The sequence below is a fragment of the Pusillimonas sp. ANT_WB101 genome (assembly GCF_008369125.1).
In the GTDB taxonomy this organism is placed as follows: domain Bacteria; phylum Pseudomonadota; class Gammaproteobacteria; order Burkholderiales; family Burkholderiaceae_B; genus Allopusillimonas.
The window spans coordinates 475142-499534 of the sequence record NZ_VOAY01000001.1; the positions used below are offsets into that span (position 1 = coordinate 475142).

General features: G+C 55.8%; 24 protein-coding genes. 20 read left to right on the top strand and 4 right to left on the bottom strand.

Going from position 1 to position 24393, the window contains the following annotated elements:
• Positions 1-2 precede the first annotated feature (2 nt).
• The 3 genes from FQ179_RS02330 (at position 3) to FQ179_RS02340 (ending at position 3924) form a co-directional block, all read left to right on the top strand.
• Positions 3-311 (top strand): DUF2160 domain-containing protein, encoded by a 309-nt coding sequence (locus FQ179_RS02330; RefSeq protein ID WP_149395647.1) that lies wholly within the window; start codon positions 3-5, stop codon positions 309-311.
• A 151-nt stretch (positions 312-462) separates the two neighbouring features.
• Entirely contained in the window at positions 463-2193 is a 1731-nt protein-coding gene (locus FQ179_RS02335; RefSeq protein ID WP_149395648.1) for an ABC transporter substrate-binding protein, read from the top strand.
• 135 nt (positions 2194-2328) lie between these two features.
• On the top strand, positions 2329-3924 hold the full coding sequence (locus FQ179_RS02340; RefSeq protein WP_149395649.1) for a glycerol-3-phosphate dehydrogenase/oxidase: 1596 nt from the start codon (positions 2329-2331) through the stop codon (positions 3922-3924).
• 127 nt (positions 3925-4051) lie between these two features.
• On the opposite strand, the gene FQ179_RS02345 is transcribed toward FQ179_RS02340, so the two are convergent.
• A complete protein-coding gene (locus FQ179_RS02345; RefSeq protein ID WP_255474801.1) occupies positions 4052-4597 on the bottom strand; it encodes a C40 family peptidase in 546 nt (181 codons plus the stop codon).
• Positions 4598-4938: 341 nt separating this feature from the next.
• On the opposite strand from FQ179_RS02345, the gene flhD reads away from it, so the two are divergent.
• The 13 genes from flhD to FQ179_RS02410 all read left to right on the top strand — a co-directional run bounded on the left by flhD (position 4939) and on the right by FQ179_RS02410 (position 19249).
• Positions 4939-5262: a flagellar transcriptional regulator FlhD gene (gene flhD / locus FQ179_RS02350; protein ID WP_149395650.1), complete on the top strand. Its 324-nt coding sequence runs from the start codon at positions 4939-4941 to the stop codon at positions 5260-5262.
• Positions 5263-5270: 8 nt separating this feature from the next.
• On the top strand, positions 5271-5882 hold the full coding sequence (gene flhC, locus FQ179_RS02355) for a flagellar transcriptional regulator FlhC (protein WP_149395651.1): 612 nt from the start codon (positions 5271-5273) through the stop codon (positions 5880-5882).
• Between the two features lie 28 nt (positions 5883-5910).
• Complete coding sequence (motA, locus tag FQ179_RS02360) at positions 5911-6795, top strand: flagellar motor stator protein MotA (protein WP_149395652.1); 885 nt, start codon at positions 5911-5913, stop codon at positions 6793-6795.
• Positions 6792-7709: a flagellar motor protein MotB gene (gene motB / locus FQ179_RS02365; RefSeq protein WP_149395653.1), complete on the top strand. Its 918-nt coding sequence runs from the start codon at positions 6792-6794 to the stop codon at positions 7707-7709. The genes motA and motB overlap by 4 nt, the downstream gene beginning before the upstream one ends.
• A 17-nt stretch (positions 7710-7726) precedes the next feature.
• Positions 7727-9808, top strand: a complete 2082-nt coding sequence (gene cheA, locus FQ179_RS02370) for a chemotaxis protein CheA (protein WP_149395654.1) — start codon at positions 7727-7729, stop codon at positions 9806-9808.
• 26 nt (positions 9809-9834) lie between these two features.
• Complete coding sequence (locus FQ179_RS02375) at positions 9835-10344, top strand: chemotaxis protein CheW (protein ID WP_149395655.1); 510 nt, start codon at positions 9835-9837, stop codon at positions 10342-10344.
• 106 nt (positions 10345-10450) lie between these two features.
• Complete coding sequence (locus FQ179_RS02380; protein ID WP_149395656.1) at positions 10451-11281, top strand: CheR family methyltransferase; 831 nt, start codon at positions 10451-10453, stop codon at positions 11279-11281.
• Between the two features lie 45 nt (positions 11282-11326).
• Positions 11327-12379 (top strand): chemotaxis response regulator protein-glutamate methylesterase, encoded by a 1053-nt coding sequence (locus FQ179_RS02385; RefSeq protein WP_149395657.1) that lies wholly within the window; start codon positions 11327-11329, stop codon positions 12377-12379.
• A 41-nt stretch (positions 12380-12420) separates the two neighbouring features.
• Positions 12421-12810, top strand: a complete 390-nt coding sequence (gene cheY, locus FQ179_RS02390; RefSeq protein WP_149395658.1) for a chemotaxis response regulator CheY — start codon at positions 12421-12423, stop codon at positions 12808-12810.
• A gap of 7 nt (positions 12811-12817) precedes the next feature.
• Positions 12818-13486: a protein phosphatase CheZ gene (cheZ, locus tag FQ179_RS02395; RefSeq protein WP_149395659.1), complete on the top strand. Its 669-nt coding sequence runs from the start codon at positions 12818-12820 to the stop codon at positions 13484-13486.
• Positions 13487-13516: 30 nt separating this feature from the next.
• Positions 13517-14680, top strand: coding sequence for a flagellar biosynthesis protein FlhB (gene flhB, locus FQ179_RS02400; protein WP_149395660.1), 1164 nt, complete (start codon positions 13517-13519; stop codon positions 14678-14680).
• The gene (gene flhA / locus FQ179_RS02405; protein WP_149395661.1) at positions 14677-16791 is read left to right on the top strand and encodes a flagellar biosynthesis protein FlhA; all 2115 of its coding nucleotides are present in this window, start codon (positions 14677-14679) and stop codon (positions 16789-16791) included. The genes flhB and flhA overlap by 4 nt, the downstream gene beginning before the upstream one ends.
• A 67-nt stretch (positions 16792-16858) precedes the next feature.
• Positions 16859-19249, top strand: coding sequence for a hypothetical protein (locus tag FQ179_RS02410; RefSeq protein WP_149395662.1), 2391 nt, complete (start codon positions 16859-16861; stop codon positions 19247-19249).
• Positions 19250-19417: 168 nt separating this feature from the next.
• Here FQ179_RS02410 and FQ179_RS02415 read toward each other — a convergent pair whose 3' ends face one another.
• The 3 genes from FQ179_RS02415 to flgA all read right to left on the bottom strand — a co-directional run bounded on the left by FQ179_RS02415 (position 19418) and on the right by flgA (position 21363).
• Positions 19418-19894 (bottom strand): flagella synthesis protein FlgN, encoded by a 477-nt coding sequence (locus FQ179_RS02415; protein ID WP_188074485.1) that lies wholly within the window; start codon positions 19892-19894, stop codon positions 19418-19420.
• 10 nt (positions 19895-19904) lie between these two features.
• Positions 19905-20192 (bottom strand): flagellar biosynthesis anti-sigma factor FlgM, encoded by a 288-nt coding sequence (flgM, locus tag FQ179_RS02420; RefSeq protein WP_149395664.1) that lies wholly within the window; start codon positions 20190-20192, stop codon positions 19905-19907.
• A gap of 130 nt (positions 20193-20322) precedes the next feature.
• Positions 20323-21363, bottom strand: coding sequence for a flagellar basal body P-ring formation chaperone FlgA (gene flgA, locus FQ179_RS02425; RefSeq protein WP_149395666.1), 1041 nt, complete (start codon positions 21361-21363; stop codon positions 20323-20325).
• Positions 21364-21548: 185 nt separating this feature from the next.
• Between flgA and flgB the strand changes: the two genes are divergently transcribed.
• From flgB to flgE, 4 genes are read left to right on the top strand one after another with little or no spacing between them, the layout of a single operon-like run.
• Complete coding sequence (gene flgB / locus FQ179_RS02430; protein WP_149395667.1) at positions 21549-21959, top strand: flagellar basal body rod protein FlgB; 411 nt, start codon at positions 21549-21551, stop codon at positions 21957-21959.
• 28 nt (positions 21960-21987) lie between these two features.
• Positions 21988-22404, top strand: coding sequence for a flagellar basal body rod protein FlgC (flgC, locus tag FQ179_RS02435; protein WP_149395669.1), 417 nt, complete (start codon positions 21988-21990; stop codon positions 22402-22404).
• 34 nt (positions 22405-22438) lie between these two features.
• A complete protein-coding gene (locus FQ179_RS02440; protein WP_149395671.1) occupies positions 22439-23113 on the top strand; it encodes a flagellar hook capping FlgD N-terminal domain-containing protein in 675 nt (224 codons plus the stop codon).
• A gap of 52 nt (positions 23114-23165) precedes the next feature.
• Positions 23166-24386 carry a flagellar hook protein FlgE gene (flgE, locus tag FQ179_RS02445; protein WP_149395673.1) on the top strand — a complete coding sequence of 407 codons (1221 nt, stop codon included), beginning with the start codon at positions 23166-23168 and terminating at the stop codon, positions 24384-24386.
• Positions 24387-24393 lie beyond the last annotated feature (7 nt).

The following is a 24393-nucleotide window of genomic DNA, read 5'->3' on the forward strand; positions in this document are numbered from 1 at the left end:
CCATGTTTAACTGGATGATGTGGACACTGCCCACTGCCGTGTTTTTTATCTGCATCGTGCTGATGCTGACCGGCATGACAGTTTGGGAGATGAAGTCGCCTACTGTATTGCGTAAAGGCTTTTTGCCCATGGCTACAACGCGGGGTGACCGGCTTTTTATCGGATTGGTTATCGCCGCATATATAAACCTGGCCTATCTTGGGCTGGGCGAGCAGTTTGAGTCTTGGTTCAGTCTGGACGACCCACCCACAGTCTGGGTCAGTTTCATCGTATCGATGTTTGCGCTTGTGTTTATTGTGAAAAAAGGTTGAATGACACACACGTTGCAAGTTTGTTTTAGCAGTAACACCGGCCGCTAAGCAGCAGTACGCAGCAGCCGGTTCGAAAAGATCGCGCAGCCTGCCCCCCCCGGGTATGTGCGGCAAGATAGCAAGCCGGGGGATAACTATCAAGGAGACAACCATGTTATTTCGTCGCACCGCGCTCGCGTTTGCTGTGACATGCCTGCTGTCAGGGCAGGCCTATGCTGGCGAAGCCGAAGCCGAAAAATGGGTAGCAGAGGAGTTTCAACCATCGACGCTGAGCAAACAGCAGCAGATGGAAGAAATGAAATGGTTTATTGACGCCGCTGCCAAGCTCAAAGAAAAGGGCGTCAAAGAGATCTCGGTGGTATCTGAAACCATTACTACGCATGAATACGAGTCTAAAACCCTGGCCAAGGCGTTTGCCGAAATCACGGGAATCACCGTGCACCATGACATCATCCAGGAGGGTGATGTCGTCGAAAAACTGCAGACGTCCATGCAGTCGGGGAAGTCTATTTATGACGGGTGGATCTCTGACTCTGATTTAATCGGTACGCACTATCGTTATGGAGAAATGCTGTCGCTGACCGATTATATGGAGGGAGAAGGCAAGCAGTGGACCAACCCTAATCTTGATATTGCAGACTTTATCGGTACGTCATTTACCACGGCGCCGGATGGCAAGCTTTATCAGTTGCCCGACCAGCAGTTTGCCAACTTGTACTGGTTCCGCGCAGATCTGTTTGCCCGTGATGACCTGAAAAAACAGTTTAAAGACAAGTACGGTTACGACCTTGGCGTGCCAGTTAACTGGACGGCGTATGAAGATATCGCCAATTTCTTCACGAATGACGTCAAGACCCTGGACGGCAAGCCTATTTACGGGCATATGGATTACGGCAAGAAAGACCCTTCACTGGGGTGGCGTTTTACCGATGCATGGCTGTCAATGGCCGGCGCTGCCGACAAGGGTACGCCTAACGGTATGCCTGTTGACGAGTGGGGCATACGGGTAGCCGACGATAAATGTACGCCTGTTGGTGCGTCGGTAGAGCGCGGCGGAGCCACTAACTCGCCTGCCGCTGTGTATGCACTTACCAAATATATTGACTGGATGAAAAAGTACGCGCCCCAGGAAGCCCAGGGCATGACCTTTAGCGAATCAGGCCCTGTGCCGGCACAAGGCCACATTGCCCAGCAGATATTCTGGTACACCGCGTTTACCGCCGACATGATCAAGCAAGGCTTGCCTGTGGTCAATGACGATGGCACCCCAAAATGGCGTATGGCTCCGGCGCCGCATGGCCCTTACTGGAAGGACGGCATGCAAAATGGCTATCAGGACGTAGGCTCCTGGAGCTTCTTCAAGAATCATGATGCCGACAAGGTCGCGGCCGCATGGCTGTATGCGCAGTTTGTTACGTCAAAGACAACATCGCTGAAAAAGTCGATTGAAGGTCTGACTTTTATTCGCGACAGCGACATCCACAGCGATTATTTCACCAAGAATGCCGACAAGTACGGCGGCCTTATCGAGTTTTATCGCAGCCCGGCACGCGTAGCCTGGACACCCACCGGCACCAACGTGCCTGATTACCCCAAGCTTGCACAGCTCTGGTGGCAAAACGTGGCCACGGCGATTACAGGAGAAAAAACGCCACAGCAGTCCATGGACAATCTGGCCGAAGACATGGACAAGGTCATGGCCCGTCTTGAACGTGCAGGCATGAGCCATTGCGCGCCCAAGCTCAACAAGAAGAGTGACCCCTCCAAATGGCTGAGCTCCGACCAGGCCCCATGGAAAAAGCTTGATAACGAAAGCCCCAAAGGCGAAACCGTGGCTTACCAGGACTTGCTCACGGCATGGAAGGAAGGAAAGGTGCGTTAAGCGGGTTGTATCGCTTAAACAGACCTGATGCGTAAGAAAGGCTGTGTGCTGCACATCAGGCACACAGCCTTTTCCACTGGGTAGCGGCCTTGTGATTTACACTTACGGTGCTGTAATTAACTGGTTTCTGCTTTTATGACAACTTCTGTATCCCCCTTGCCGACTGACCGCGCCGGCATTATGTCCGCGCTCTCCAACCTGGGCCAGGTAGACCTGGCCATTATCGGTGGGGGGGCCACAGGCCTGGGCGTCGCCCTCGATGCCGTTTTGCGGGGCCTGTCGGTTGTATTGCTTGAGTCGTGCGATTTTGCCAAAGGCACTTCATCGCGGGCAACAAAATTGGTGCATGGCGGCGTGCGCTACCTTGCTCAAGGCAACGTAGCACTCGTGCGCGAGGCATTGCACGAACGCTCGACGCTGTTGCGCAACGCGCCACATCTGGCGCGGCCCTTGCCTTTTGTTATGCCGGGCTACAAGTGCTGGGAAACCCCGTTTTATGGGGTTGGCCTCAAAATGTACGATGCTCTGGCCGGCAAGGCCGGGCTGGGCAACACGCAGTTTCTCAGCGCCCGTCAAACGCGGGCATGTGTTCCAGGTGTAAAGGCTGCGGGCCTTAAAAGCGGCGTCAAATATTGGGATGGCCAGTTTGATGACGCCCGTCTGGCTTTGGTGCTGGCGCGCACAGCGGCCGCGCAGGGCGCGTTGCTTGTAAATTACTGCCCGGTTACTGAGCTCATCCATGAAGATGGCAAAGTGGCTGGCTTACAGTGCCAAGATGCTGAAACAGGCCTCAGCTATGTGGTTCGTGCCCGCTGTGTCGTGAACGCCGCCGGTGTATGGGTGGATGACATCCGCCACAAAGATGGCGATGCGCTTGGCAGGGCCACGCAGGCTATGGTGGCGCCCAGCCAGGGTGTTCACCTTGTTGTTGATCGCGAGTTTCTGCCTTCCGACCATGCCTTGCTGGTGCCCAAAACCGAAGACGGTCGCGTTCTGTTTGCCGTGCCCTGGCTGGGCAAGGTTATTTTGGGCACAACTGATACGCCGCGTGATGATCTGGCGCGCGAGCCCCGGCCTTTTGCGTCCGAGGTCGAGTTTATTCTGGGCGAAGCCGCCAAGTACCTTGAGCGTGCGCCTCAGCGCAGTGATGTGCGCAGTATCTGGGTGGGCTTGCGGCCACTGGTGCGGCAACCCGAAAACGAAGGCGGTGCCACCAAAAAGCTTAGCCGTGAACACACCGTATTGGTTAGCCCGAGCGGGCTGGTAACCGTTACCGGTGGCAAGTGGACGACATATCGCGCCATGGCCGAAGATGTGCTTGAAAAGTGCGCTGAAAGCGTGTGGCACACGCCTCTTGCGGCGTGTCGCACGGCAAACTTTCCGCTGGTAGGTGCGCCGTCCGATGCGTCGGCACGCCCCTCCATTACGACGGCGCCAGGCCTAAATGCCTATGGCACTGAAGCGCCGTGCGTTAACCAGTTGCCTGGTGCTGATATCGAACTTGCGCCCGGCCTGACCGAGGCCATGGTACGTTTTGGCGTGCGCTATGAGTACGTGCGCTCAGTTGAAGACATGCTGGCACGGCGCGTACGGCTACTTTTTCTTGACGCCGCCCTTGCTGCACAACTGGCGCCTCGTGTTGCCGCCCTGGTTCAGGAAGAAACAGGTATTGACGCCAAACTTGACGAGTTTCTGGCGCTCGCGCAACAGTATCACACGCTACCTGATTGATAGGCTGACACGCTGGGCCACTTTGAGGGCGTGACGAAGCACTCTGGTCGTGCAATAAACTCGTTGGGGTGGTGCCAGGGGCGACGCTTGCTGTAGCCAAAAGACCTCGGCGCTGAGGTGTCAGCGCTCAGTTGCGAAAAAGCGTACCCGCACCATCGAAGCTGCGCGCAAAATACGGGCTTTCGAGCGAATCGACCCGTACACGCCCACCTGATGAGGGCGCATTCACAAATTGACCCTTACCGATATAAATACCCATATGTGAGTGGGGTTTGCCCAGCGTGTTAAAGAACACAAAGTCGCCAGCCTTTAACTGTTTTTTAGAGACGGGGCGACTTTGGTGGGCAATGCCTGCCGTGTGACGTGGCAATGGTCGACCCACCGAATTTTGGAGCACATACACAACCAGGCCGCTGCAGTCGAACCCCGTTGCGGGTGTACCACCGCCATAGCGGTAAGGCGTGCCCACTTGGCTAAGCGCGGCCAGTACCACATCATTGCGGCTGCCTGGGTCAAGTAATGGGAGGCTGGCGTCGACATGACGCTTGGGTGCATGGGTACTGGCACAGCCGGCCAGCATAAGCACACACACATACATGATTAAGCGGGGTAGCAGGCATTGCCTTACCAGCGATGTATGCAGGCGCGAGAAGCGCGGCGTAGCTGTCAACATAGCAAGCAAAATGCAACCTTATTAAGAAGTATTGTTGTAATTACGAGACTGTTTGTAATGTAATGTGTTTTGCTTTCATGGAATAACTGCGTGTCTTGATGATTGTCATTCAATCATATTAGTAGTTTGTTGATACCATCATCGCCTGTGTCAAGGCCCATAGGTATTTTTACAGATGGCATTTTTTGCACGGCCTCTTGATATCTTGACACTGTACGGCCGTTTGATCATTGCGACCAGCCCGTGGGCAATCGTGATAGTAATGTAACCATTAATGTCAATTGTAAAAATAATGGTCTTTTTAAGTACAACATTTAAAAGCAACATCGCAGAAGGTAAGTATGACCATCGTAGGCAATCCCATACTCAGTGACATTCAAGAAGTCAATCTCTCATACCTGATGCTGGCGCAAAGGTTATTGCGCGAAAATTTTTCAGCAGGTATGTTCCGTCTGGGGTTTGACCATGACGTCGCGCAAATCGTTATGAAGCTCTCGCCCGCTCAGTTAGTAAAGCTGGCAAGCTCAAGTTCCGTACTGTGTCAGTTTCGTCTTAATGATTACCAGTTGCTCGCTTCGCTGACGCAAGAAGTGCTTGGCGGCATTTTGCAGCAGGCACATGCCACCATTTTGATGGCCCAACGTCAGCCAGCTTCTTCCTGCTGATCAAGCCGATGGCAACCAAAAGCGTAGCGGGCGAGGGCCGCGAAATCGAACTAGCCAGTCAGATGATTCATTTGGGTGCCCGTCTGCAGGTTTTGCAGGCCGAAACCGGGCTTAGCTATGATCGGTTGGGGCGTCTCTACCGTGAGATCAAAGGCTGCTCGCCACCCAAGGGCATGCTGCCATTTTCTGTTGACTGGTTCATGACTTGGTTGCCCAATATTCATGCCACCATGTTCTACAGCATTTATCGCTATGTGAACCAGCATACGCCGTCCAAAGGCGCACATGCGCTGGTCGAGGCGTACCGGCTTTATCTTGAACAGGCATCGGCCGGGCGCCCGCAACACACTGATGCAGAACCAGTACTTAGCTTTACGCGTGCATGGATGCTCGTCAGGTTTTTTGATAGCGGCATGCTGCAAATGACCAACTGCGCACGTTGCAAGGGCAGCTTTGTCGCGCATGCTCACGACCCGCAGGGTAGCTATGTGTGCGCGATCTGTAAGCCTCCGCCGCGGGCTGGCAAAACCCGCGTCCAAAATAGGCGTCAGCACGCAGATATGACGACAAAAACACCCACTGACGCAGCCTTTTCTTCTGCGTCGAAAAAGCGATCATAGCCAGCACGTATTACTAGAAGGCGCGTCCGTGTTTATTTTGATTGGTTTTGTCATCGTCTTTGTGTCGGTGTTTGGCAGTTTTGTGGCTATGGGTGGGCATCTTGGTGCGCTGTATCAACCCTTTGAGTTTGTGCTGATTGTAGGTGCTGCCGTCGGAGCATATATTGCCGCTGGCAGCGGCAAGTCGGTGCGGCTGTTAATCCACTCACTGCCGCTTGCCATCAAAAAAAATCCATACAGTAAAGATTTGTACATGGAGTTAATGGCCTTGCTGTATGCACTGCTTAACAAAGCACGGCGAGAAGGCATGATGTCTATTGAGTCCGATATCGAGGACCCTCATAACAGCGCCATTTTTGCCGAGTACCCGCGCATACTCAGCGATCACACCCTCATGGAGTTCATTACCGACTATTTGCGTCTGATGGTTAGCGGAAACATGAGCTCATTTGAGATAGAAACGCTCATGGATCAGGATATTGAATCACAAAGCAACGAACGGCTTGTGCCTGTTGCGGCGCTGCGCACAGTCGCCGATGGCCTGCCTGCTTTTGGAATCGTTGCCGCAGTGCTCGGCGTGATCAAGGCGCTGGCTTCGGTAGACCAGCCCCCAGCAGTACTGGCTGACCTCATCTCCAAAGCCATGGTTGGCACATTCTTGGGCATTCTGGTTGCCTACGGGTTTGTCGGACCCTTGGCCGGCTCCATGGAACGGCGTTCAGCGGCCTCGAACAAAGTGCTTGAGTGCATTAAGGTAACGCTGCTTGCCAGCATGAACGGCTATCCGCCACCTCTGGCGGTAGAGTTTGGGCGCAAAGTGTTGTATTCGCATCTGCGGCCTTCATTTATGGAGCTCGAAGAGCATATGCGCCAGGTGCGTGGCGCGGGCAATGCAAAGAAAAGCCAGTCATGAGCCAAGATTCAACTTCTACCCGTATCGTCATCCGGCGCAAGCGGGGGCATGAAGAAGACGCTCCGCACGGCAGTTGGAAGATTGCCTATGCCGATTTCATGACGGCGATGATGGCCTTCTTTCTGGTGATGTGGTTGCTGTCGCTGGTTCCGCCCAAAGACCTGCACGCCATTGCGGAGTACTTTCGTACACCGCTAATTACCGCCATTACGGGCGGCCCAAAATACGACCACGGAAGCACGGTAATTCCAGGTGGTGCGCCTACGGTGATACCGCAGTCGCTGATTCCTTCCGAAAGCGATGCAGAGGCAGAGCAAGATCGGCACGACACGTTGCGGCTTGATGGCCTCAGGCAAGAAATTGAGCAGCTGATCGAAACAGACCCGGTGCTGCGTGAGTTTCGCCCTCAACTTTTGCTCGACATGACCCCCGATGGTCTGCGTGTACAGATTATCGATCAACAGAATCGGCCGATGTTTGCCACCGGCAGCGCTCAGGTACAAACCTATTTGCGCGATGTGCTCCGGCATCTTGGCCCGGTTTTCAACCGCATACCCAATAGCATAAGCATTGCCGGCCACACGGATTCGACGCAATACGCATCGGGAGAGCGGCTGTACAGCAATTGGGAGCTCTCGGCGGATCGTGCCAATGCAGCGCGCCAAGAGCTGGTCGCAGGTGGCATGAGCGAGCCCAAAATAAAACGCATATTGGGCCTGGCGTCATCGGTAAGCCTTGTTAAAGATAACCCCGGCGCTGCCGTAAACAGACGGATCAGCATTGTTGTCCTGAACCGCCGCGCCGAACAGCGTATCGATAAGCAAAATGCGGCGGGCGCGCCTGTCACCCATCTTGATGCGCTGCCTGAGCCGCAAGCCGCACCTTCTTTACCGCGGTTTGCCGCCACCCCTTAAACACCAAGGACGTAATCATGAGCGCGGGCGTCGACCTCAGCCAGTTTTTTGAAACCTTTTTTGATGAAGCCGAAGAACTTCTGGCCGATATGGAGCAGCAGTTGCTCGGCATTGATATTTCAGAGCCCGACACTGATCAGCTCGATGCCATTTTCAGGGCTGCCCATTCCATCAAGGGCGGCGCAGGTACGTTTGGGTGTTTTGCTGCGCTCGCCGACACCACCCATCTTCTGGAAAACCTGCTCGACCTGGTGCGCTGCGGCGAGATGGTGTTGCGCAAAGAAATGATAGACCTTTTTCTGGAAACCAAGGACGTGTTAACTGATCAAGTGCTTGCTTACCGCAACGGGCAGGAGCCCGATGCGGTCACGTATGAACGCATATGCGCACAGTTGCGCGAGCTGGCTGTCACCTCGTCGCCTGACTGCCGGCACACAATTCAGCAAAGCCCAAGCAATAGCCGTAATGCACAAACCGTTTCGCCACTGGGTGTTGGCACGCAGCAAAAGCCTGGTGAACACGCACCGACCCCGTCAATGCTGCAGGTCAGCCTGACTGGCGTGGCGGCCAAGGATGCCGCAGCGCTCGCCCACGAAATGAGCTTGATGGGTGATGTGGTGCGTCTTGATGAAGGCGACGGTTCACTTGCAATATGGCTTCGCACCACGGCATCAGTAGACGATATCGAGGCTGTCTGCTGCTTTGTGGTCAACCGTGATCAGGTAAGCGTCACCAAAGCAGTGGCTGAACTCGCAGAGCAAAATACCGCAAAAGGTGTTGCCGACATACAGCAGATTAACCCGCCTTCGCCCGAGACCTTGGTCGCGCTCGAACACGACACCCTTACCGGTGGTGCTGGTGGCATCAGTACTTCAGGCACACCAGCAGAAAGCGCTACCGGCAAGGTTGTTCAGGCTCGCAGCAACTCGGCCACGCTGCGCGTCGGCGTCGAAAAGGTTGACCAGATCATTAATCTGGTCGGTGAACTCGTTATTACCCAGGCCATGCTGGTGCAAACCGCCGCCACGCTAGACCCCGTAGAGCATGATCGCCTGCTCAATGGGCTTGAGCATCTCGAGCGCAACGCACGCGATCTGCAGGAGGCGGTAATGTCCATACGCATGATGCCCATGGATTACGTGTTCAGCCGCTTTCCACGCCTGGTGCGCGAAAGCGCCACCAAACTGGGCAAACGCATTACGCTCACCACCCATGGTCAGGCCACAGAACTCGACAAAAGCCTGATCGAGCGCATCATCGATCCGCTCACGCATTTAGTTCGCAATAGTATTGATCACGGCATAGAGAACCCCGAGCAGCGCGTTGCAGTCGGCAAAAACCCTGAAGGCAGCCTGGTACTGGCGGCCGAGCATCACGGGGGGCAGATCATTATTGAGGTATCTGACGATGGTGCAGGGTTAAGCCGCGAGCGCATTCTGCGCAAGGCTATTTCACTGGGCTTGCCCGTTACCGAAAACACACCCGATGACGAGCTGTGGCAGCTCATCTTTACCCCCGGCTTCTCGACAGCAGAAAAAGTCACAGATATTTCTGGCAGAGGTGTGGGCATGGATGTGGTCAAGCGCAACATTCAGGGCATGGGCGGGCACATACAGTTGTCATCGCGGGCCGGTCAGGGCACAACCACACGCATTGTATTGCCGTTGACCCTGGCCATTCTTGACGGCATGTCGGTGGGCGTGGGCGACGAAACTTTTATTTTGCCGCTCAGTCATGTCACAGAATCAATTCAACCGTCGGCCGACCAGGTGCATGCCATCTCTGACACCGAACGGGTCTTGCATGTTCGTGGCGAGTACTTGCCACTCATTGCCTTGCATCAGGTGTTTGCAGTGTCACAGGCCGAGGTTGACGTTACCCAGTCTATTGCGGTGATTCTGCAGGCTGAAGATACGCGTTTCGCGTTGCAGGTTGATCAGCTTCTGGGCCAGTATCAGGTGGTCGTAAAAAACCTTGAAGCCAATTATCGAAAAATTCCGGGCATTTCGGCCGCCACCATTCTTGGCGATGGAAGCGTGGCACTCATCGTCGATGTGTTTGCGCTCATGCGGTTCTCGCGCGGACAAGTCGGCCGCTAAGGTCGACGCATTATCTGGAGCAATTTATGCTTAATACTTTACAGAACGTACAGGCCGCAGCCCTTCAGGCCGATATGCAGGGCCTTGAATACCTGGTGTTCACGCTTGGCGCACAAGAATACGGCATTGATATTTTGAAGGTGCAAGAAATACGGGGCTATGACAGCCAGACCGTAACGCGCATCGCCAATGTGCCTGGCTTTATCAAGGGTGTTACCAACTTGCGTGGTGTCATCGTGCCTATTGTCGACATGCGTATCAAGTTCAATCTTGAAACCGTTGAATATGACCATCAAACTGTTGTTGTCATTCTCAATCTTGGCGCACGTGTCGTGGGGGTCGTGGTGGACGGGGTGTCAGACGTGCTGATGTTGCAGCCGGCACAAATTAGCGCGGCGCCCCAATTTGGCACGACGTTCGCTACCGAATACCTCACAGGCATAGGCACGCTGGATGAGCGCATGCTTATTCTGGTCGACATCGAAAAGCTCATGACCAGCGAAGAAATGCAACTGGTGGAGCACGCTGTCGTCTAGCGCTGCTTATGCAGTTATGTGAGCACTCTCTGCAGCCGTTGATGACCTCTTTTTCATACTCGTTGCTCAGGCCTGTCGCCGTGTTGCGAATCACTTCATTACGTTGATGTCCAACCTATCCGCTTTTACGTTGCCTGCGGGCGCCCGACTGGCGCCCCATGATTTTCAGCGTGCTGCACAGTTGTTGTTGCGTCGGACGGGTATCGTGTTGCCGTTGCACAAAAAAGAGATGGCAGAACGTCGGTTGAGCATTCAGGCAGATCAAGCCGGGTTCGATGAGGTCAGGGCATTGCTGGGCATGTTGGAGCGCGACGCACAGTCACCTCAATGGGTCGCATTTATAAACGCCTTTACCATTAATCACACGGCATTCTTTCGCGAAGCTCATCATTTTGAAGTGCTGGCGAAGTTTGCACGTAGCCGTCGTCAGTCATTGAAGGTCTGGACCTGCGCATGTTCGACCGGCGAAGAGGCCTATTCAATCGCCATGACGCTGCGCGAATGCGGCAGCGCCCTGGGATCAGGTGTGTGCGTGCAGGCCACTGATATCGACACCGATGCTGTGCGTCAGGCAGAGCAGGGCATATACCGGCTTGATCGTCTGACGCCGGTGCCTTCAGCCTATGTACAAAAGTATTTTCACCGCGGTGTCGGGTCGCGCGAGGGCTTTGCGCGAGCCAAGCCCGCACTGCGCGAGCTGATTGAGTTCAACACGCTCAACCTGCTTTCTCCCTCGTGGCCACAAACGCGTTTTGATGCGATCTTCTGCCGCAACACCATGATTTACTTCGACAAGAGCACACAGGCTCGCCTGCTGGAGCGATTCGCTCGCGTGCTTAAGCCGGGCGGCCTGCTGTTCGTAGGGCATTCTGAAAACATGACGCATTTGACGACTGTGTTCAGGCTTCAGGGCAAGACCGTTTATGCACTCATTTGAAATCAGGTGGGTCATGCGCATGCTCGCATGGAGAGGGGGGTGGTCATGAAGAAAATTGCTGTGCTGTGTGTAGATGACTCTGCCCTTGTGCGGGGTGTCATGGCAGAAATTATCAACAGCCAGGCCGATATGGAAGTTGTGGCGGTCGCACCCGACCCTCTTGTGGCGCGTGAACTTATAAAACGGCACAACCCCGATGTGCTTACGCTGGACGTAGAAATGCCGCACATGGACGGGCTCGATTTTCTTGAGCGGCTGATGCGTCTGCGCCCTATGCCGGTGCTCATGGTATCTTCGCTGACTGACAAAAACTCTGACGTTACGCTCAGGGCGCTTGAACTCGGCGCGGTTGATTTTCTGACCAAGCCGCGGCTTGGTTTGCGTGATGGCTTGCTTGATTACGCTGAGCTTATCGCCGACAAAATCCGTGCCGCTGCGCACTCACGGCCTCGCTATCGCGCGTCTGGAGGCAGAAAGCCGGCACGCAGGCTTACACGCCCATTTTCCACCACCGAAAAGCTGGTATTGATCGGCGCATCCACCGGCGGCACTGAGGCTATACGGCAGGTGCTCGAACCTATGCCCGCCAACAGTCCAGCAATCATGATTACCCAGCACATGCCGGCCGGTTTTACACGTTCGTTTGTACAGCGCCTGGATCGACTCTGTGCGGTTCAGGTTCACGAGGCCGAAGACGGTCAACGTGTATTGCCGGGGCATGTATACCTGGCCCCTGGCGGGGTGGCTCACATGAAGCTCGCACGCAGTGGCGCCAACTACGTTGTCCGTCTGGAGTCCAGTGAACCCGTCAACCGGCACCGTCCGTCTGTCGATGTGTTGTTCCATTCGGCCGCACAGGTGGCCGCGAACAATGCCGTGGGCGTACTGCTGACAGGCATGGGGAAAGACGGCGCACACGGCCTTCTGGCCATGAAGCAGGCGGGTGCCGTCACCATTGCCCAGGATGAGGCCAGTTGCGTGGTGTTTGGCATGCCGCGTGAAGCGTTGCTTATAGGGGCAGCTGACTGCGGCGTGCCTTTGTCTGAAATCAGTGAACACATTCTTGTGAGCGCAGGCGCATACGGGCATCGTGTCTAGTCTGTACAAGCCTGACAGTACATAACTCTGGAGAACTAGCTGTGGTACAGAAAACCATGAAAATCCTGGTGGTCGATGACTTTCCGACCATGCGACGCATTATTAAAAACCTGTTGAAAGACCTGGGTTTTGAAAACGTCGATGAGGCCGAAGACGGCGCAATGGGGCTCGAAAAATTACGCAACGGCAATTTTGAATTTGTGGTGTCCGACTGGAATATGCCCAATATGGATGGCCTGACCATGCTGCAACACATACGTGCTGATGTGGCGCTGTCGAAACTGCCTGTTCTGATGGTGACCGCCGAGGCCAAGAAAGAAAACATTATTGCGGCGGCCCAGGCGGGTGCCAACGGCTATGTCGTCAAGCCTTTTACGGCGGCCACGCTGGAAGAGAAGCTGAATAAAATTTTTGAAAAACAGGGGAGCTGAAGGCATTATGGACAGCACATACATCAACACCGAAAGTGTGAACACGCTGGCAGAACAGCCAGCCAGTCCCACGCCCTCGACCGACCTCATACAGCGTATCGCTTCATTGACGCATATGCTGCGGGTCAGCATGCGTGATCTGGGTCTGGACCAGGCCATCAAGCAGGCAGCCCACGCCATACCTGACGCGCGCGATCGCCTGCGCTATGTTGCCACCATGACTGAGCAGGCCGCCAATCGCGTGCTAAACGCCGCCGAGCAGGCGCAGCCCCTGCAAGAAGACCTGAAACGCCAGGCCCTGGTGCTGGATCAACGCTGGCAAGCCTGGTTTGATCACCCGGTTGAGCTATCACAGGCCCGAGAACTGGTGGATGAAACCCGAGGGTTTCTGGCGTTGGTGCCTGCCCGTGCACAAGATTCGCTTGACCGCCTCATGGACATCATCATGGCGCAAGACTTTCAAGATCTGACCGGGCAAGTCATTACCCGCATGCTGGGTGTTATTTCGGCGATAGAAACTGAGCTGATTCAGGTGCTTATTGATAACGTTCCACAAGAAAAACGTGAAGAAGCAAACTCACTTATCAACGGCCCGGAAGTAAACCCGGAAGGTAAGACGGATGTGGTCACCAGCCAGGATCAGGTTGACGATTTGCTTGCGAGCCTGGGGTTTTGATGCCCTGTCACGATCTAAAGTCGGCACTGCATGGCAGAGGATAGCCATCTCGAAAAAACCGAGCCTGCCTCACCCAGGCGTCTGGAAAAGGCGCGTGAAGAGGGGCAGCTTGCCCGGTCTCGCGAGCTCAATACTTTTTTGTTGCTGTCAGCAGGGGTGGCTGTATTGTGGCTGGCTGGCGCACAACTGTACAAAGGCTTGAGCGACATCATGCGCAGCGGGCTCTGGTTTGAACCCCAAGTGGGCACGGATACGGCGTATATGCTTGCTGTGGCGGCACAGTCGGCAAGCAATGCGCTGTGGCTTTTATGGCCTTTGTTTGGTGTGCTGGTTGTTACGGCTATTGTGTCGTCAACGCTGCTTGGTGGCCTGTTGCTATCGTTCAAAGCACTGGAGCCCAAGTTTGCCAGACTTAATCCGGTTAAAGGCGTCGCGCGTATGTTCTCTGCTCAGGCCATGGTAGAACTGCTCAAAACGCTTGCCAAAGCGCTTGTCATCGGTGGGGTGGCGGTTTTCGTTATCGCGCATTACCAGGATGACATGATGGCGCTGATGTATGCGTCTGTGTCAGAGGCTCTGGCTGCGGGTGTTGCGCTGGTCGCTCTATGTTGCGCACTTATTGCTGCAAGCCTGCTCCTTATCGTCACCATTGATGTGCCCTGGCAGTTGTTCATTCATCAGAAAAAACTGCGCATGTCACGTGAAGATATCAGGAAGGAAAACAAAGAAAATGACGGAGACCCTCATGTCAAAGGGCGTATACGTCAACAGCAGCGTGCCATGGCCCGACGACGCATGATGTCAGAGGTGCCACGAGCCGATGTGATCGTGACCAACCCCAGGCACTACGCCGTGGCGCTTACCTATCGCGAGCACGATCAGGGGGCCGCACCCAGGGTGGTTGCCAAAGGCACCGGGCTGGTTGCCGCACGTGTGCGACAACTGGGCCATGAGCACAATGTGCCCATACTGAGCGCACCGCCCCTGGCCCGCGCGCTTTATCACCATGTAGAACTTGGTCAAGAGATCCCGACTGCCCTCTATTCGGCGGTTGCCGAAGTGCTGGCGTGGGTGTTTCAGCTGCGCCGCTGGCGTGACGGGCTGGCACCTGAACCGCGCCAGCCTTCAGAGCTTGCCGTCCCGCCCGGGCTTGACCCTGATGAGCACACGAACATGACACACCCCGCATCATGAACGCATTTTTCACGCTGCTCAAAGACAATGGCCCCGCTCATGCCAGGCTGATGGCAGGGCCTGTGCTCATACTCATGGTGCTGGCCATGATGATATTGCCGCTACCGCCGTTCATTCTGGATCTGCTGTTTACCTTCAATATATCGTTGTCGGTCATGGTTCTGCTGGTGGCCATATTCACCAAAAAGCCACTTGATTTTGCCGCCTTTCCGGCTGTATTGCTGTTTGCCACGCTGCTTCGTCTTGCGCTCAATGTGGCATCCACACGGGTTGTTCTGCTGCATGGGCACCAAGGCCCTGATGCAGCCGGGCAGGTCATTGAAGCCTTCGGGCACTTTCTTGTCGGTGGAAATTTTGCCGTTGGCATGGTCGTATTCGTTATTCTCGTCATCATTAATTTTGTGGTGATCACCAAGGGTGCGGGGCGTATTGCCGAGGTTGGTGCGCGGTTCACGCTGGACGCCATGCCAGGCAAGCAAATGGCCATTGATGCAGATCTGAACGCCGGCCTCATACGTGAAGACGACGCAAGGCGGAGGCGCATCGAAGTGGGGCAAGAGGCCGAGTTTTACGGCGCCATGGACGGCGCCAGCAAGTTTGTACGCGGTGACGCAGTGGCCGGGCTGTTGATCATGGTCATCAACGTGGTGGGTGGGCTGGTCATTGGGGTGGGGCAGCATGACCTGGGCTTTGCAGAGTCTGCACGGGTTTATACCTTGCTAACCATAGGTGACGGCCTGGTTGCGCAAATTCCTGCATTGGTGATTTCGACCGCCGCTGGTGTGGTGGTGTCAAGAGTCGCCACCGATCAAGATGTAGGCCAGCAAATAACGAGCCAGCTGTTCTCCAACCCCAATGTATTGTTTATTACCGCCTGCATTATGGCGGCCTTGGGCCTGATCCCCAACATGCCACATGTGGCGTTTCTGCTGCTTGCAGCCATGATGGCGACAGCAGGCTGGGTATTACGCAGGCGTTTGGCCGTTGACGGGTTGCGCCGCGCGCCCGAACCGGCGCAAGCCCAGGCGGCGGTTGACGCTGCGGCCGCCGAAGCCAGCTGGGATGATGTGGCACCCGTCGATCCGCTGGGGCTGGAAGTGGGGTACAGGCTGATCTCGCTGGTAGATCATGCCCAGGATGGCGAGTTACTGCATCGGATCCGCAGCCTGCGTAAAAAGTTTGCCCAAGACGTGGGGTTTCTGCCGCCCGTCGTGCACATTCGCGACAACCTCGAACTCAAGCCCAATGATTACCGTATTTTGCTGTCGGGCGTTGAGATCGGACGCGGCATGGTGACGCCGGGTCGTTGGCTGGCCATTGACCCGGGTGGCGTGACGATGACGCTTCCGGGCACGGCAACCATAGACCCTGCCTTTGGGCTTCCTGCAGTCTGGATCGATGTGTCGCTGCGCGAGCAGGCTCAGGTGGCGGGTTATACCGTGGTTGATGCCAGCACGGTGGTGGCCACGCATCTTAATCACCTCATGCACAAGCATGCAGCTGATCTGCTTGGCCGCCAGGAGGTGCAGCAATTGCTTGCTCACCTTGGTCGTGAGGCACCGACGCTGGTTGAAGACTTTGTACCCAAAACCATAGGTGTGGCGTCACTGCAGAAGCTGCTCAGAGGCCTTTTGCAGGAAGAGGTGCCTATCAGAGATATGCGCCGCATTGTGGATACGGTTGCGGAGCACGCACCACGTCTGGCCGCGCTTAGCCCCGAAGGCGCCGGGCCTGATCCGGTCGAATTGCTGGCGCTAACGCGTGTCGCACTGGGGCGTGCCATCACTCAAAAATGGTATCCGGGTGAGAGTGAGCTGCGGGTGATCGGCCTGGATGCAAGGTTGGAAAGCGTGTTGACCCAGGCGTGGTCCACCAGCGACGCCATTGAGCCGGGGCTGGCCGATAGCCTGCTTAATGAAACCCAGCGCGCCATCGCTGCTCAAGATGAACAGGGTGACCCGGCTGTGCTGGTTACGCCGCCGGCCTTGCGGGCACCGCTGGCACGTTTTCTTAGACATCAGTTTCCCATGCTTGGGGTGTTGTCGACGGCTGAAATTCCTGAAGATCGTATTTTGCGTGTGACCACGCTTATCGGAGAACCTGCGGCATGAAGACAAGCCGCCTTGTGGGCAGCACCAACCGTGAGGCCTTGCGCGAAGTGCGCCTGGCGCCTGGGCCATGAAGGCAAGTCGCTTTGTGGGTAGCACCAACCGTGAGGCCTTGCGTCAAGTACGTCTGGCACTTGGTCCAGATGCCATTATTCTCTCTAACCGCCGTATCAATGGAGGTGTGGAGATTATGGCGGCTGATTCTGGCTGGACGCCCGATGCAACGGTAATCGGCGCGGCAGGGGAAGACAGCAGCGTATTGTCGAAGCTGGGCGAGATGCGCGAAGCGCTTGAAAGTCGCATGCAGGCATTGATGTGGGGCAACCAGCTTTGTGACACCCCGAGTGTGGCTAGCTTGTATCAGACACTGCTGGAGTGCGGCTTTAGCACAGCACTGCTGCATGCCATGCTCAAGCGTCTGCCTGCCGGGCTGGCCGGGCACGCTGCCCAACAGTGGGCCCGTGATCAGTTGGTGTCCCATCTGCCTCCTGTGGAAAACGACGAAAATTTTCTGCAGCCAGGGGCGTTGATTGCCTTGGTTGGCCCCACCGGCGTCGGCAAGACAACGACGATTGCAAAGCTTGCCGCACGTTGCGTGCGACGCACGGGGCCGACAGGCCTGGTGCTGGCCACTACCGATACCTGGCGTATTGGCGCGCATGAACAGCTTATGCTCTATGGGAAAATGCTGGGTGTGCCCGTGCACGTCGCTCGTGATGAGATCGAACTCAATCACATTATCCAAGGTCTTGAGCCTGTGCAAACGCTGCTTATCGACAACGTGGGCGTGAGTCAGCGTGATCGTCGCGTTCGTGCTCAGGCTGCGCTGATGGCTGCGGCGGTGCGGCCTGTTCAGCGACTGCTGGTGATGAATGCCGCATCTCATGGCGATACGCTTGATGATGTGGCGCAAACGTATTCGAGTGATGGTGGGCCACCACTGCAAGGATGCGTCGTGTCTAAGGTCGATGAAACCATACGGTTGGGAGCTGTGCTTGATACGGCCATCCGTTTTCAGCTGCCCATACGCTACGTTTCAGTCGGCCAGCGCGTCCCGGAAGACCTCGCTTGCCCCACTGCTGCAGTATTGGTCGATCAGGCGCTTGCACCGCGCAGGCGTTCTCCCACCTTGTACGTGCCGTCGGAAGCTGATCTTGCTGCCTTGTTAAAGCTGGGGAAAAATGGTTGTGAGCAAGAACCCCAAAGCGCGAAAATGCAGCGGCGGCATGTGCTGTCGGGTTTGTTGGCTTTGGCTGGCACAGCGGCAGACAAGGCAGTTCTGTCAGGCGAAGAGGTCGAGGCGGCATGCCATCACATCGCTGAGACTCCTGTGCTGGCAGCCGCCTACTCCGTGTGGTGCGACCGCGCACATAGGCAGGCCGGTAAGAATGCGTCCAGTGCCCAGGAAAACCTGACCAAATCAACCAGCCTGTCCAGTCCATCCAACGCACCAAGCGCATCAAGGTCGTTCAACCTGTCCAATCCGTCCTATGGGCTCGAGTCGCTCAGTTCGTCTACCTCGTCTAGCGAGGATTGGTTGACACATGTGGCAGCTCAACAGCGGATTTTTGCTGCGCATTTACAGGCAAATATGCCAGTGTACGGGCAATGGGTAGAGCAGTTAGGTGCGGTGTTGCTGTTCGGTGCAGACGGACAGGCAATTGCGTCGCCGACGCAGTCTGTACGGGGCGCTGCTGGGTGGCAGTCTTCGTGTGGGGCAGCCTCGGTCAGAGCGCTTTCGCCCGCCGAGGCAATGCTGCACCAGGTTAAGTGGTCGGTCTCCCAGCCTGGCATGACAGACACCATTCATTACTTTGCAGGCTTTAAGCCAAATCTGGTCAGACACGTGCAAGAGCTTGAGCAAATCTGGATAAGCGCCGTCACGCCTTCTACGGCGATATGGGTGAATGATGAAATGACAACAGTGGCTGCGCTGGCTAGAAACCTGGATTACCGTCCGGTCACCTTGCCAGAGTTTCCCGTGTTTTACATGGGCAAGCCGCGTGGCAGCGGCATTGATATGCAACCCTGGGTGGGCGAGCATCGGGTCTGCCTTGTTGCGCGCGGCCAGGCATTGTTGTCGGCATGGCTGGTGGCTTTGCGTTTAATGGGTCGATCTGAGCCACACAAAGACAAAACCCTGTATGCACTCGTCAGCCAACGCTTTCCGTTCTCGGAACGGGATTATGCTGCACGTTGCCTGTTGCTGGGCCATGAAAGTGGTTCAGCGATGCGATATGCCTTGCGTCTGTGGCGCTTGCTCAACAACGACAGCACCGGTCAGCTTGTCATGGCGTCGCACGCCATTCGGCTCGGGTTGGCTGCATGGCAGCTGTCGCGCACCGTTGAGAACACACCGATCAGACGCGTGGCCTCAGTGCTGGCCGGGTTAAAAGCAGAGACCGATTTGCCGTCGGCCTTGCTCAAGCTCTTTGCATTGAAAGACACGCTACAGCGCTGACACTTCATGGGCCGTGTTCGAGGCGGTTGCGTCAGGCAAGAGGCCAAAAAACAGGACTACGTAGCCAAGCAAAAAAAATCACATCCCTATGCGGCCGACGTAAAAATGCCCGTCGTGGTGCGCTTGGCCACGCTAAAAATCAGGAAGAATCGTAAGAAACGGTAGAGATCAGCCCGCCCGAATGGGCGTACGCAGACGCGACGTGCGTGACGTGCTGCGCCCGCCTTCGTCATAGAGTTCACCGTGCCCTGCCAGTTTTTGAAGCTCGTTGAGCGTCTGCCGGTTATGTTTGATAAAGGTATCAAGTGTTATGCCGTTGGCGGTATTTAGTTCAAAGGCCCGGGCAGCCAATCGGCTGAGCTCGTTGTGCAGCGGTTGCAATGCCAGGTGTTGTTTTGCAGCCGCGTCCAGGCCGTTGTGGTCTGGCGTATAGCCCATAGATGTGAGCGCGTTCAGGCGGCGCTTTGCCAGCTCTGCCAGTTGTTCGGCCTGACAGGTCTTGATGGTGGTGTTTTCGGCGAGACGGTCATCGTCAGTATGTTCGTAGAGTAGGCGTGCTTCGCGTTCTAGCGTTAGCGCAAAGTCGCGAAACAGCCGTATCTCGCTCTGGATAATGTTCAGTAAGTCGGCAATTGGGGCGGGCATAAGGTGACAGCTACTTGAGCAGCTCGTGCACGCTGGCGAGAATGCCATCCGCGATGCGGGTGGGGTCTGTTTTTAGCTCGCCGGCGGCGATGGCTGCCCGAATTTGTTCAACACCTTGTTCATCAATATCGGCGACACCGTCTTGCAGGCTGGAAAGATGCCGTGCGGCTGCACTGAGGTCAACACTGCCTTTGCGCGAGAGGGCTGCGGGCGAGGTGTCGGCTGGAGGCGTGCTTTCGAGGCGTGTGTCTGCGACCGTGGCAGTGGTGGGGCTTTTAAGCAAGTGTGAGATATTCAAACGTGTTCTCCAGTACAGCGTTTACGAGGGGGAGACGGCAAGTTCTATTACGGCCCTGGCGGCTAAAAACTTTAGCGTAGCCATAAGCGCGCATTTCGCGCGCAGTCGTCGCCCGTTATTTTTTTGGATGTCACATCAACACACGCACCGTATGTGCATCGAGCACAATTCCAGTAATGATCTGGCCCGAGTTGGCTTTAACCTGTATGCGCGTGCCAGGTGCACCGCTTTCCAGCGCCTTGCCCTCGCCATTGGCCACAAAACCCGGGCCACGCACTTCGGTGCGCACCATTTGGCCACGCTCAACCGAGCCAGGGGAGCGCAGCATGCGCGATTTTATTGTTGTGCCCGCTGGAATACGCTGTGATGCAATAAAACCTATGGCAGATTCAGGACTCAGCACGGCGTCGCCCGGAACGCGTAATAGGTCACCCACTCGCATGACAAGGTCGTTCTGGTTTACAGTACTGCCCGCCTGAATAGTGCGGCTGGCAACATAAAAGCCTCCCTCAATACTCATGCTGGCCTGTACGTGTACAACCCACGGAGCGGGAACAACACATCGCACGGTAACGGTCATGCGCGCGCGCAGGGCTTGCTTGCCAGACAGTTGAGGCTGCATGTCGTCGCAAGAGGCGTGGTTGCCCAGATGTGGCGTTTCGATGTCGATCCGGGCCTGCCCTTTGTAGCGGCTTGCAAAGTCGAGCAAAAATTCGCGCACAATATTTTCGATATCGACAGAATCCTGGCGCTGTTTAGCCGATGTTGACGCTGCTGCCGTGCCCGTTTTTAATTGCCCTGAATCGCTGGCCAAGGGCAGCATTGTGGGATCTGCCGGATCGGTCGCCATGACTGCTGCACTTGTCTTTGCTGAACTGATCGTCATCACAGCCGGCGTTGCTTGTGGAGGAGCCTGCACCGTAGTTGCAGCCTCTGTCGCGGCTTGCACTGATTCCTGCGTCATGACGATTGCCGTGGCTTGCGCTGTTTCCCGGGTCATTACGGTTGCCATTGCTTGTGCTGTTTCCTGCGTCATGACGGATGCCGTTGCCCGTGCCTCTATTCCGCGCACAGTTACTTCCAACGCGGACGCGCCCTGCGGCCAGACCAGACTGCCGGGCATGATGAAGGCTAACGTAATAAAAATAAGGGGTACGGGCAGTTTCTGCATGCAGGCATTCTATGTATGTCTTGCTGCGGCCTTACGCGAAACTGGCTCGCTATTGACGCTTTGTTTTGTCGATTGCGTTAAGAGGTGGCCCATTACCATGCTGTCTTTGTGGTGTGGCCTCTGGCTGCTCCACTACATATTGCATGGCCGGCTTGCTGCCGGCATCAGATCAAAGGTAAACGTGCATGACAGACCGCATTGGCGAGGAATTCAGGTTTTATCAAGAGGCCATTAACCTCAGGCAGCGCCGTCAGGAAGTGCTGGCAGCAAACATCGCCAACGCCGACACGCCTCATTACAAGGCGCGTGATTTTGAATTTTCGCAGGCACTCAAGGCGGCTATGCACCAGCCAAAAGCGGGGCGGCCGGCTACCGAGCTTGCGCTGACATCGGTGCGGCACATTCCGGGTAAAGCGCAAATGCCTGACGTGGCTTCGCTGTTGTACAGACAGCCTCTGCAGCCCAGCCTTGATGGTAATACCGTTGACATGGATACAGAGCGCGTGCAGTTCGCTGACAACACCCAACGCTATCAGGCAGACCTTGCGCTGGTTTCAGCGCGCATCAAGTCCATGATGTCTGCACTACAGCAGTAGACCGCGCCACGGCTACCGGAGAAAACCTATGAGTACATTCAGTATTTTTGATATTGCTGGCTCAGCGCTGTCAGCGCAGTCGCAACGAATGAATGTGACGGCGAGCAACCTCGCCAATGCCGATAGCGTAATCGGCCCGAACGGTCAGCCCTACAAGGCCCGTCAAGTGGTGTTCCAGATGAGGCCTGTTTCAGACCAACGTGACGCTAATGCGGTCGGAGGCGTGAACGTTGTGGCGGTAGTGGAAAGCACCGCGCCGCCGCGCATGCGTTATGACCCGCACAACCCGCTGGCCGACGCCAATGGCTACGTCACCATGCCTAATGTCGACGTGGTCGCTGAAACCGTGAATATGATTTCAGCATCCCGGTCTTATCAGGCCAATGTAGAAGTCATCAATACAGCCAAAAGCCTGATGGCTCGTACGCTGTCGATTGGTCAGTAACAAGCATGACTTTATTGACGTCAAAGGACGCCCCATGACAGCGATCACCAACTCAGGCGGCCTGGTCAGGCATGCGAGCAGCGCCTCCAGCAGCAGCCTTATTAAAGAAACAGAGAACCGGTTTTTGACGCTGCTTGTCACGCAGATGCGTAACCAGGATCCGCTCAACCCCATGGACAATGCCCAGGTCACTTCGCAGATGGCGCAGCTGTCTACGGTGACAGGTATTAATCAGCTTAACCAGACATTGCTGGCGCTGTCCGGTCAGATGGACTTGTCGCAGTCCATGCAAGCGGCCAACCTTATTGGAAAGCAAGTGCTGGTACCTGGGAGCCGGGTGGCATTGGGCGGTGAGGAGCAAGCACGCGAGGCCACGCCGTTTGGTGTTGATCTGATTTCGCCCGCCGCTAGCGTCATTGTTACCGTTTTAAACAGTGCTGGCACGCCTGTGCGCGCCATCGATATGGGCACACTGGACGCCGGCGTGTACTCGCTTGGCTGGGATGGCTCGGGTGACGACGGTACGCCACTGGACAGTGGTGCTTACCGCATCGAAGTGACAGCCACTCACGAAGACGGCAGCCGTGTGCCTGCCCAGGTGCTGACCTCGGGCACGGTGTCGAGCGTAGCGTATTCGTCAGCCGGACTGCAGATGGAGCTTGGCCTGGCAGGCAATTATTCATTGCGGGATATCCGCAAAATTCTTTAGCGTGCATCGTGCGCCTTACGCATTTAACTTCGCATACTTATCAGGAACCATCATGGGATTTGGACAAGGCCTTAGCGGCCTGAACGCAGCGGCGCAATCGCTGGACGTTATCGGCAATAACATCGCAAACTCCGGAACCGTGGGTTTCAAGGCGGGCAGTGCCAGCTTTGCAGACGTTTATGCCAACTCGCGCGTTGGTCTGGGCACTCAGCTAGCCAGTGTCAACCAACGCTTTAGTGTGGGTACGATATCCAGCACGGGCAATCAGTTTGATATGGCGATAGACGGTGCATCCGGGTTTTTCAGGGTGGAAGACTCGTCTGGTTCAGTGCTGTATACACGCAATGGCCAGTTTCTGGCGGACAAAGACAATTACATTGTTAACGCACAAGGGCAGCGGCTTACCGGCTACATCGGTACCAGCCTGACGCCCGAGCCGGTTATGGTTCCGGTGGGCAACCTACAGCCTGCAGCCACAACAAACATCAAGTCTACGCTTAACCTCGATGCCCGGGCAGACGTGGTGGCTGCCAACGTTGATTTTGACCCAGCCAACGCTGCCAGCTATACAAACAGCTTTCCCATTACGGTCTACGATTCGCTGGGCAACCCGCATCAGCTCACCCAGTATTTCGTAAAGCGCGATGGTACGGCAGGCGTGGCCAGTAACTGGGATGTGTACTATCGCTTTGATGGCAATGTGCTGCCCGACCCTCATGGCGATAACAACCCCATTGCACTCAGCTTTGATGCAGCGGGCCGTCTTACCGCGCCCGCCGACAGGGTAGGCCTAATCATCGGAGGCATTGGGGGCGCCAATTCGCCTGCGGCCCCACTGGATTTTGCCATTGACTACGCCAATTCAACCCAGTTTGGTGGCCAGTTTACCTACAGTTTTGGTCAAGATGGCTACCCCACCGGTGAGTACGCCAGCATGTCGGTGGCCAGCGATGGTGCAATAGTGGCCAGCTACACCAATGGCGAGACGCGTGCTGTTGGCAGGCTGGTGCTGGCCAATTTTGCCAACCTGCAGGGCTTGAAGCCTGTAGGCGGCAATGCCTGGGCCGAAACGTCAGAATCAGGCCAGCCTGTGCTGGGTACGCCCGGTTCCAACGGTATGGCCGCCATCAAGGGCCAGGCCGTGGAAGACTCCAATGTCGACATGAGCCAGGAACTGGTCAACATGATTATTGCCCAGCGTACTTATCAGGCCAATGCGCAAACCATACAGACTCAAGATCAGGTTTTGCAGACCCTGATCAACATGCGCTAGAACATAA

Bases quoted from the DNA above. Each gene is read 5' to 3' on its own strand.
- FQ179_RS02440 (WP_149395671.1), top strand. From the start codon at position 22,439: ATGACAGCGATCACCAACTCAGGCGGCCTGGTCAGGCATGCGAGCAGC.
- flgE (WP_149395673.1), top strand. From the start codon at position 23,166: ATGGGATTTGGACAAGGCCTTAGCGGCCTGAACGCAGCGGCGCAATCG.
- FQ179_RS02335 (WP_149395648.1), top strand. From the start codon at position 463: ATGTTATTTCGTCGCACCGCGCTCGCGTTTGCTGTGACATGCCTGCTG.
- cheZ (WP_149395659.1), top strand. From the start codon at position 12,818: ATGGACAGCACATACATCAACACCGAAAGTGTGAACACGCTGGCAGAA.
- motB (WP_149395653.1), top strand. From the start codon at position 6,792: ATGAGCCAAGATTCAACTTCTACCCGTATCGTCATCCGGCGCAAGCGG.
- flhD (WP_149395650.1), top strand. From the start codon at position 4,939: ATGACCATCGTAGGCAATCCCATACTCAGTGACATTCAAGAAGTCAAT.
- flgC (WP_149395669.1), top strand. From the start codon at position 21,988: ATGAGTACATTCAGTATTTTTGATATTGCTGGCTCAGCGCTGTCAGCG.
- FQ179_RS02330 (WP_149395647.1), top strand. From the start codon at position 3: ATGTTTAACTGGATGATGTGGACACTGCCCACTGCCGTGTTTTTTATC.
- FQ179_RS02345 (WP_255474801.1), bottom strand. From the start codon at position 4,597: ATGTTGACAGCTACGCCGCGCTTCTCGCGCCTGCATACATCGCTGGTA.
- flhA (WP_149395661.1), top strand. From the start codon at position 14,677: ATGAACGCATTTTTCACGCTGCTCAAAGACAATGGCCCCGCTCATGCC.
- FQ179_RS02375 (WP_149395655.1), top strand. From the start codon at position 9,835: ATGCTTAATACTTTACAGAACGTACAGGCCGCAGCCCTTCAGGCCGAT.
- FQ179_RS02415 (WP_188074485.1), bottom strand. From the start codon at position 19,894: ATGCCCGCCCCAATTGCCGACTTACTGAACATTATCCAGAGCGAGATA.
- flgA (WP_149395666.1), bottom strand. From the start codon at position 21,363: ATGCAGAAACTGCCCGTACCCCTTATTTTTATTACGTTAGCCTTCATC.
- cheA (WP_149395654.1), top strand. From the start codon at position 7,727: ATGAGCGCGGGCGTCGACCTCAGCCAGTTTTTTGAAACCTTTTTTGAT.
- FQ179_RS02340 (WP_149395649.1), top strand. From the start codon at position 2,329: ATGACAACTTCTGTATCCCCCTTGCCGACTGACCGCGCCGGCATTATG.
- FQ179_RS02385 (WP_149395657.1), top strand. From the start codon at position 11,327: ATGAAGAAAATTGCTGTGCTGTGTGTAGATGACTCTGCCCTTGTGCGG.
- flgB (WP_149395667.1), top strand. From the start codon at position 21,549: ATGACAGACCGCATTGGCGAGGAATTCAGGTTTTATCAAGAGGCCATT.
- flhB (WP_149395660.1), top strand. From the start codon at position 13,517: ATGGCAGAGGATAGCCATCTCGAAAAAACCGAGCCTGCCTCACCCAGG.
- flhC (WP_149395651.1), top strand. From the start codon at position 5,271: ATGGCAACCAAAAGCGTAGCGGGCGAGGGCCGCGAAATCGAACTAGCC.
- FQ179_RS02380 (WP_149395656.1), top strand. From the start codon at position 10,451: ATGTCCAACCTATCCGCTTTTACGTTGCCTGCGGGCGCCCGACTGGCG.
- FQ179_RS02410 (WP_149395662.1), top strand. From the start codon at position 16,859: ATGAAGGCAAGTCGCTTTGTGGGTAGCACCAACCGTGAGGCCTTGCGT.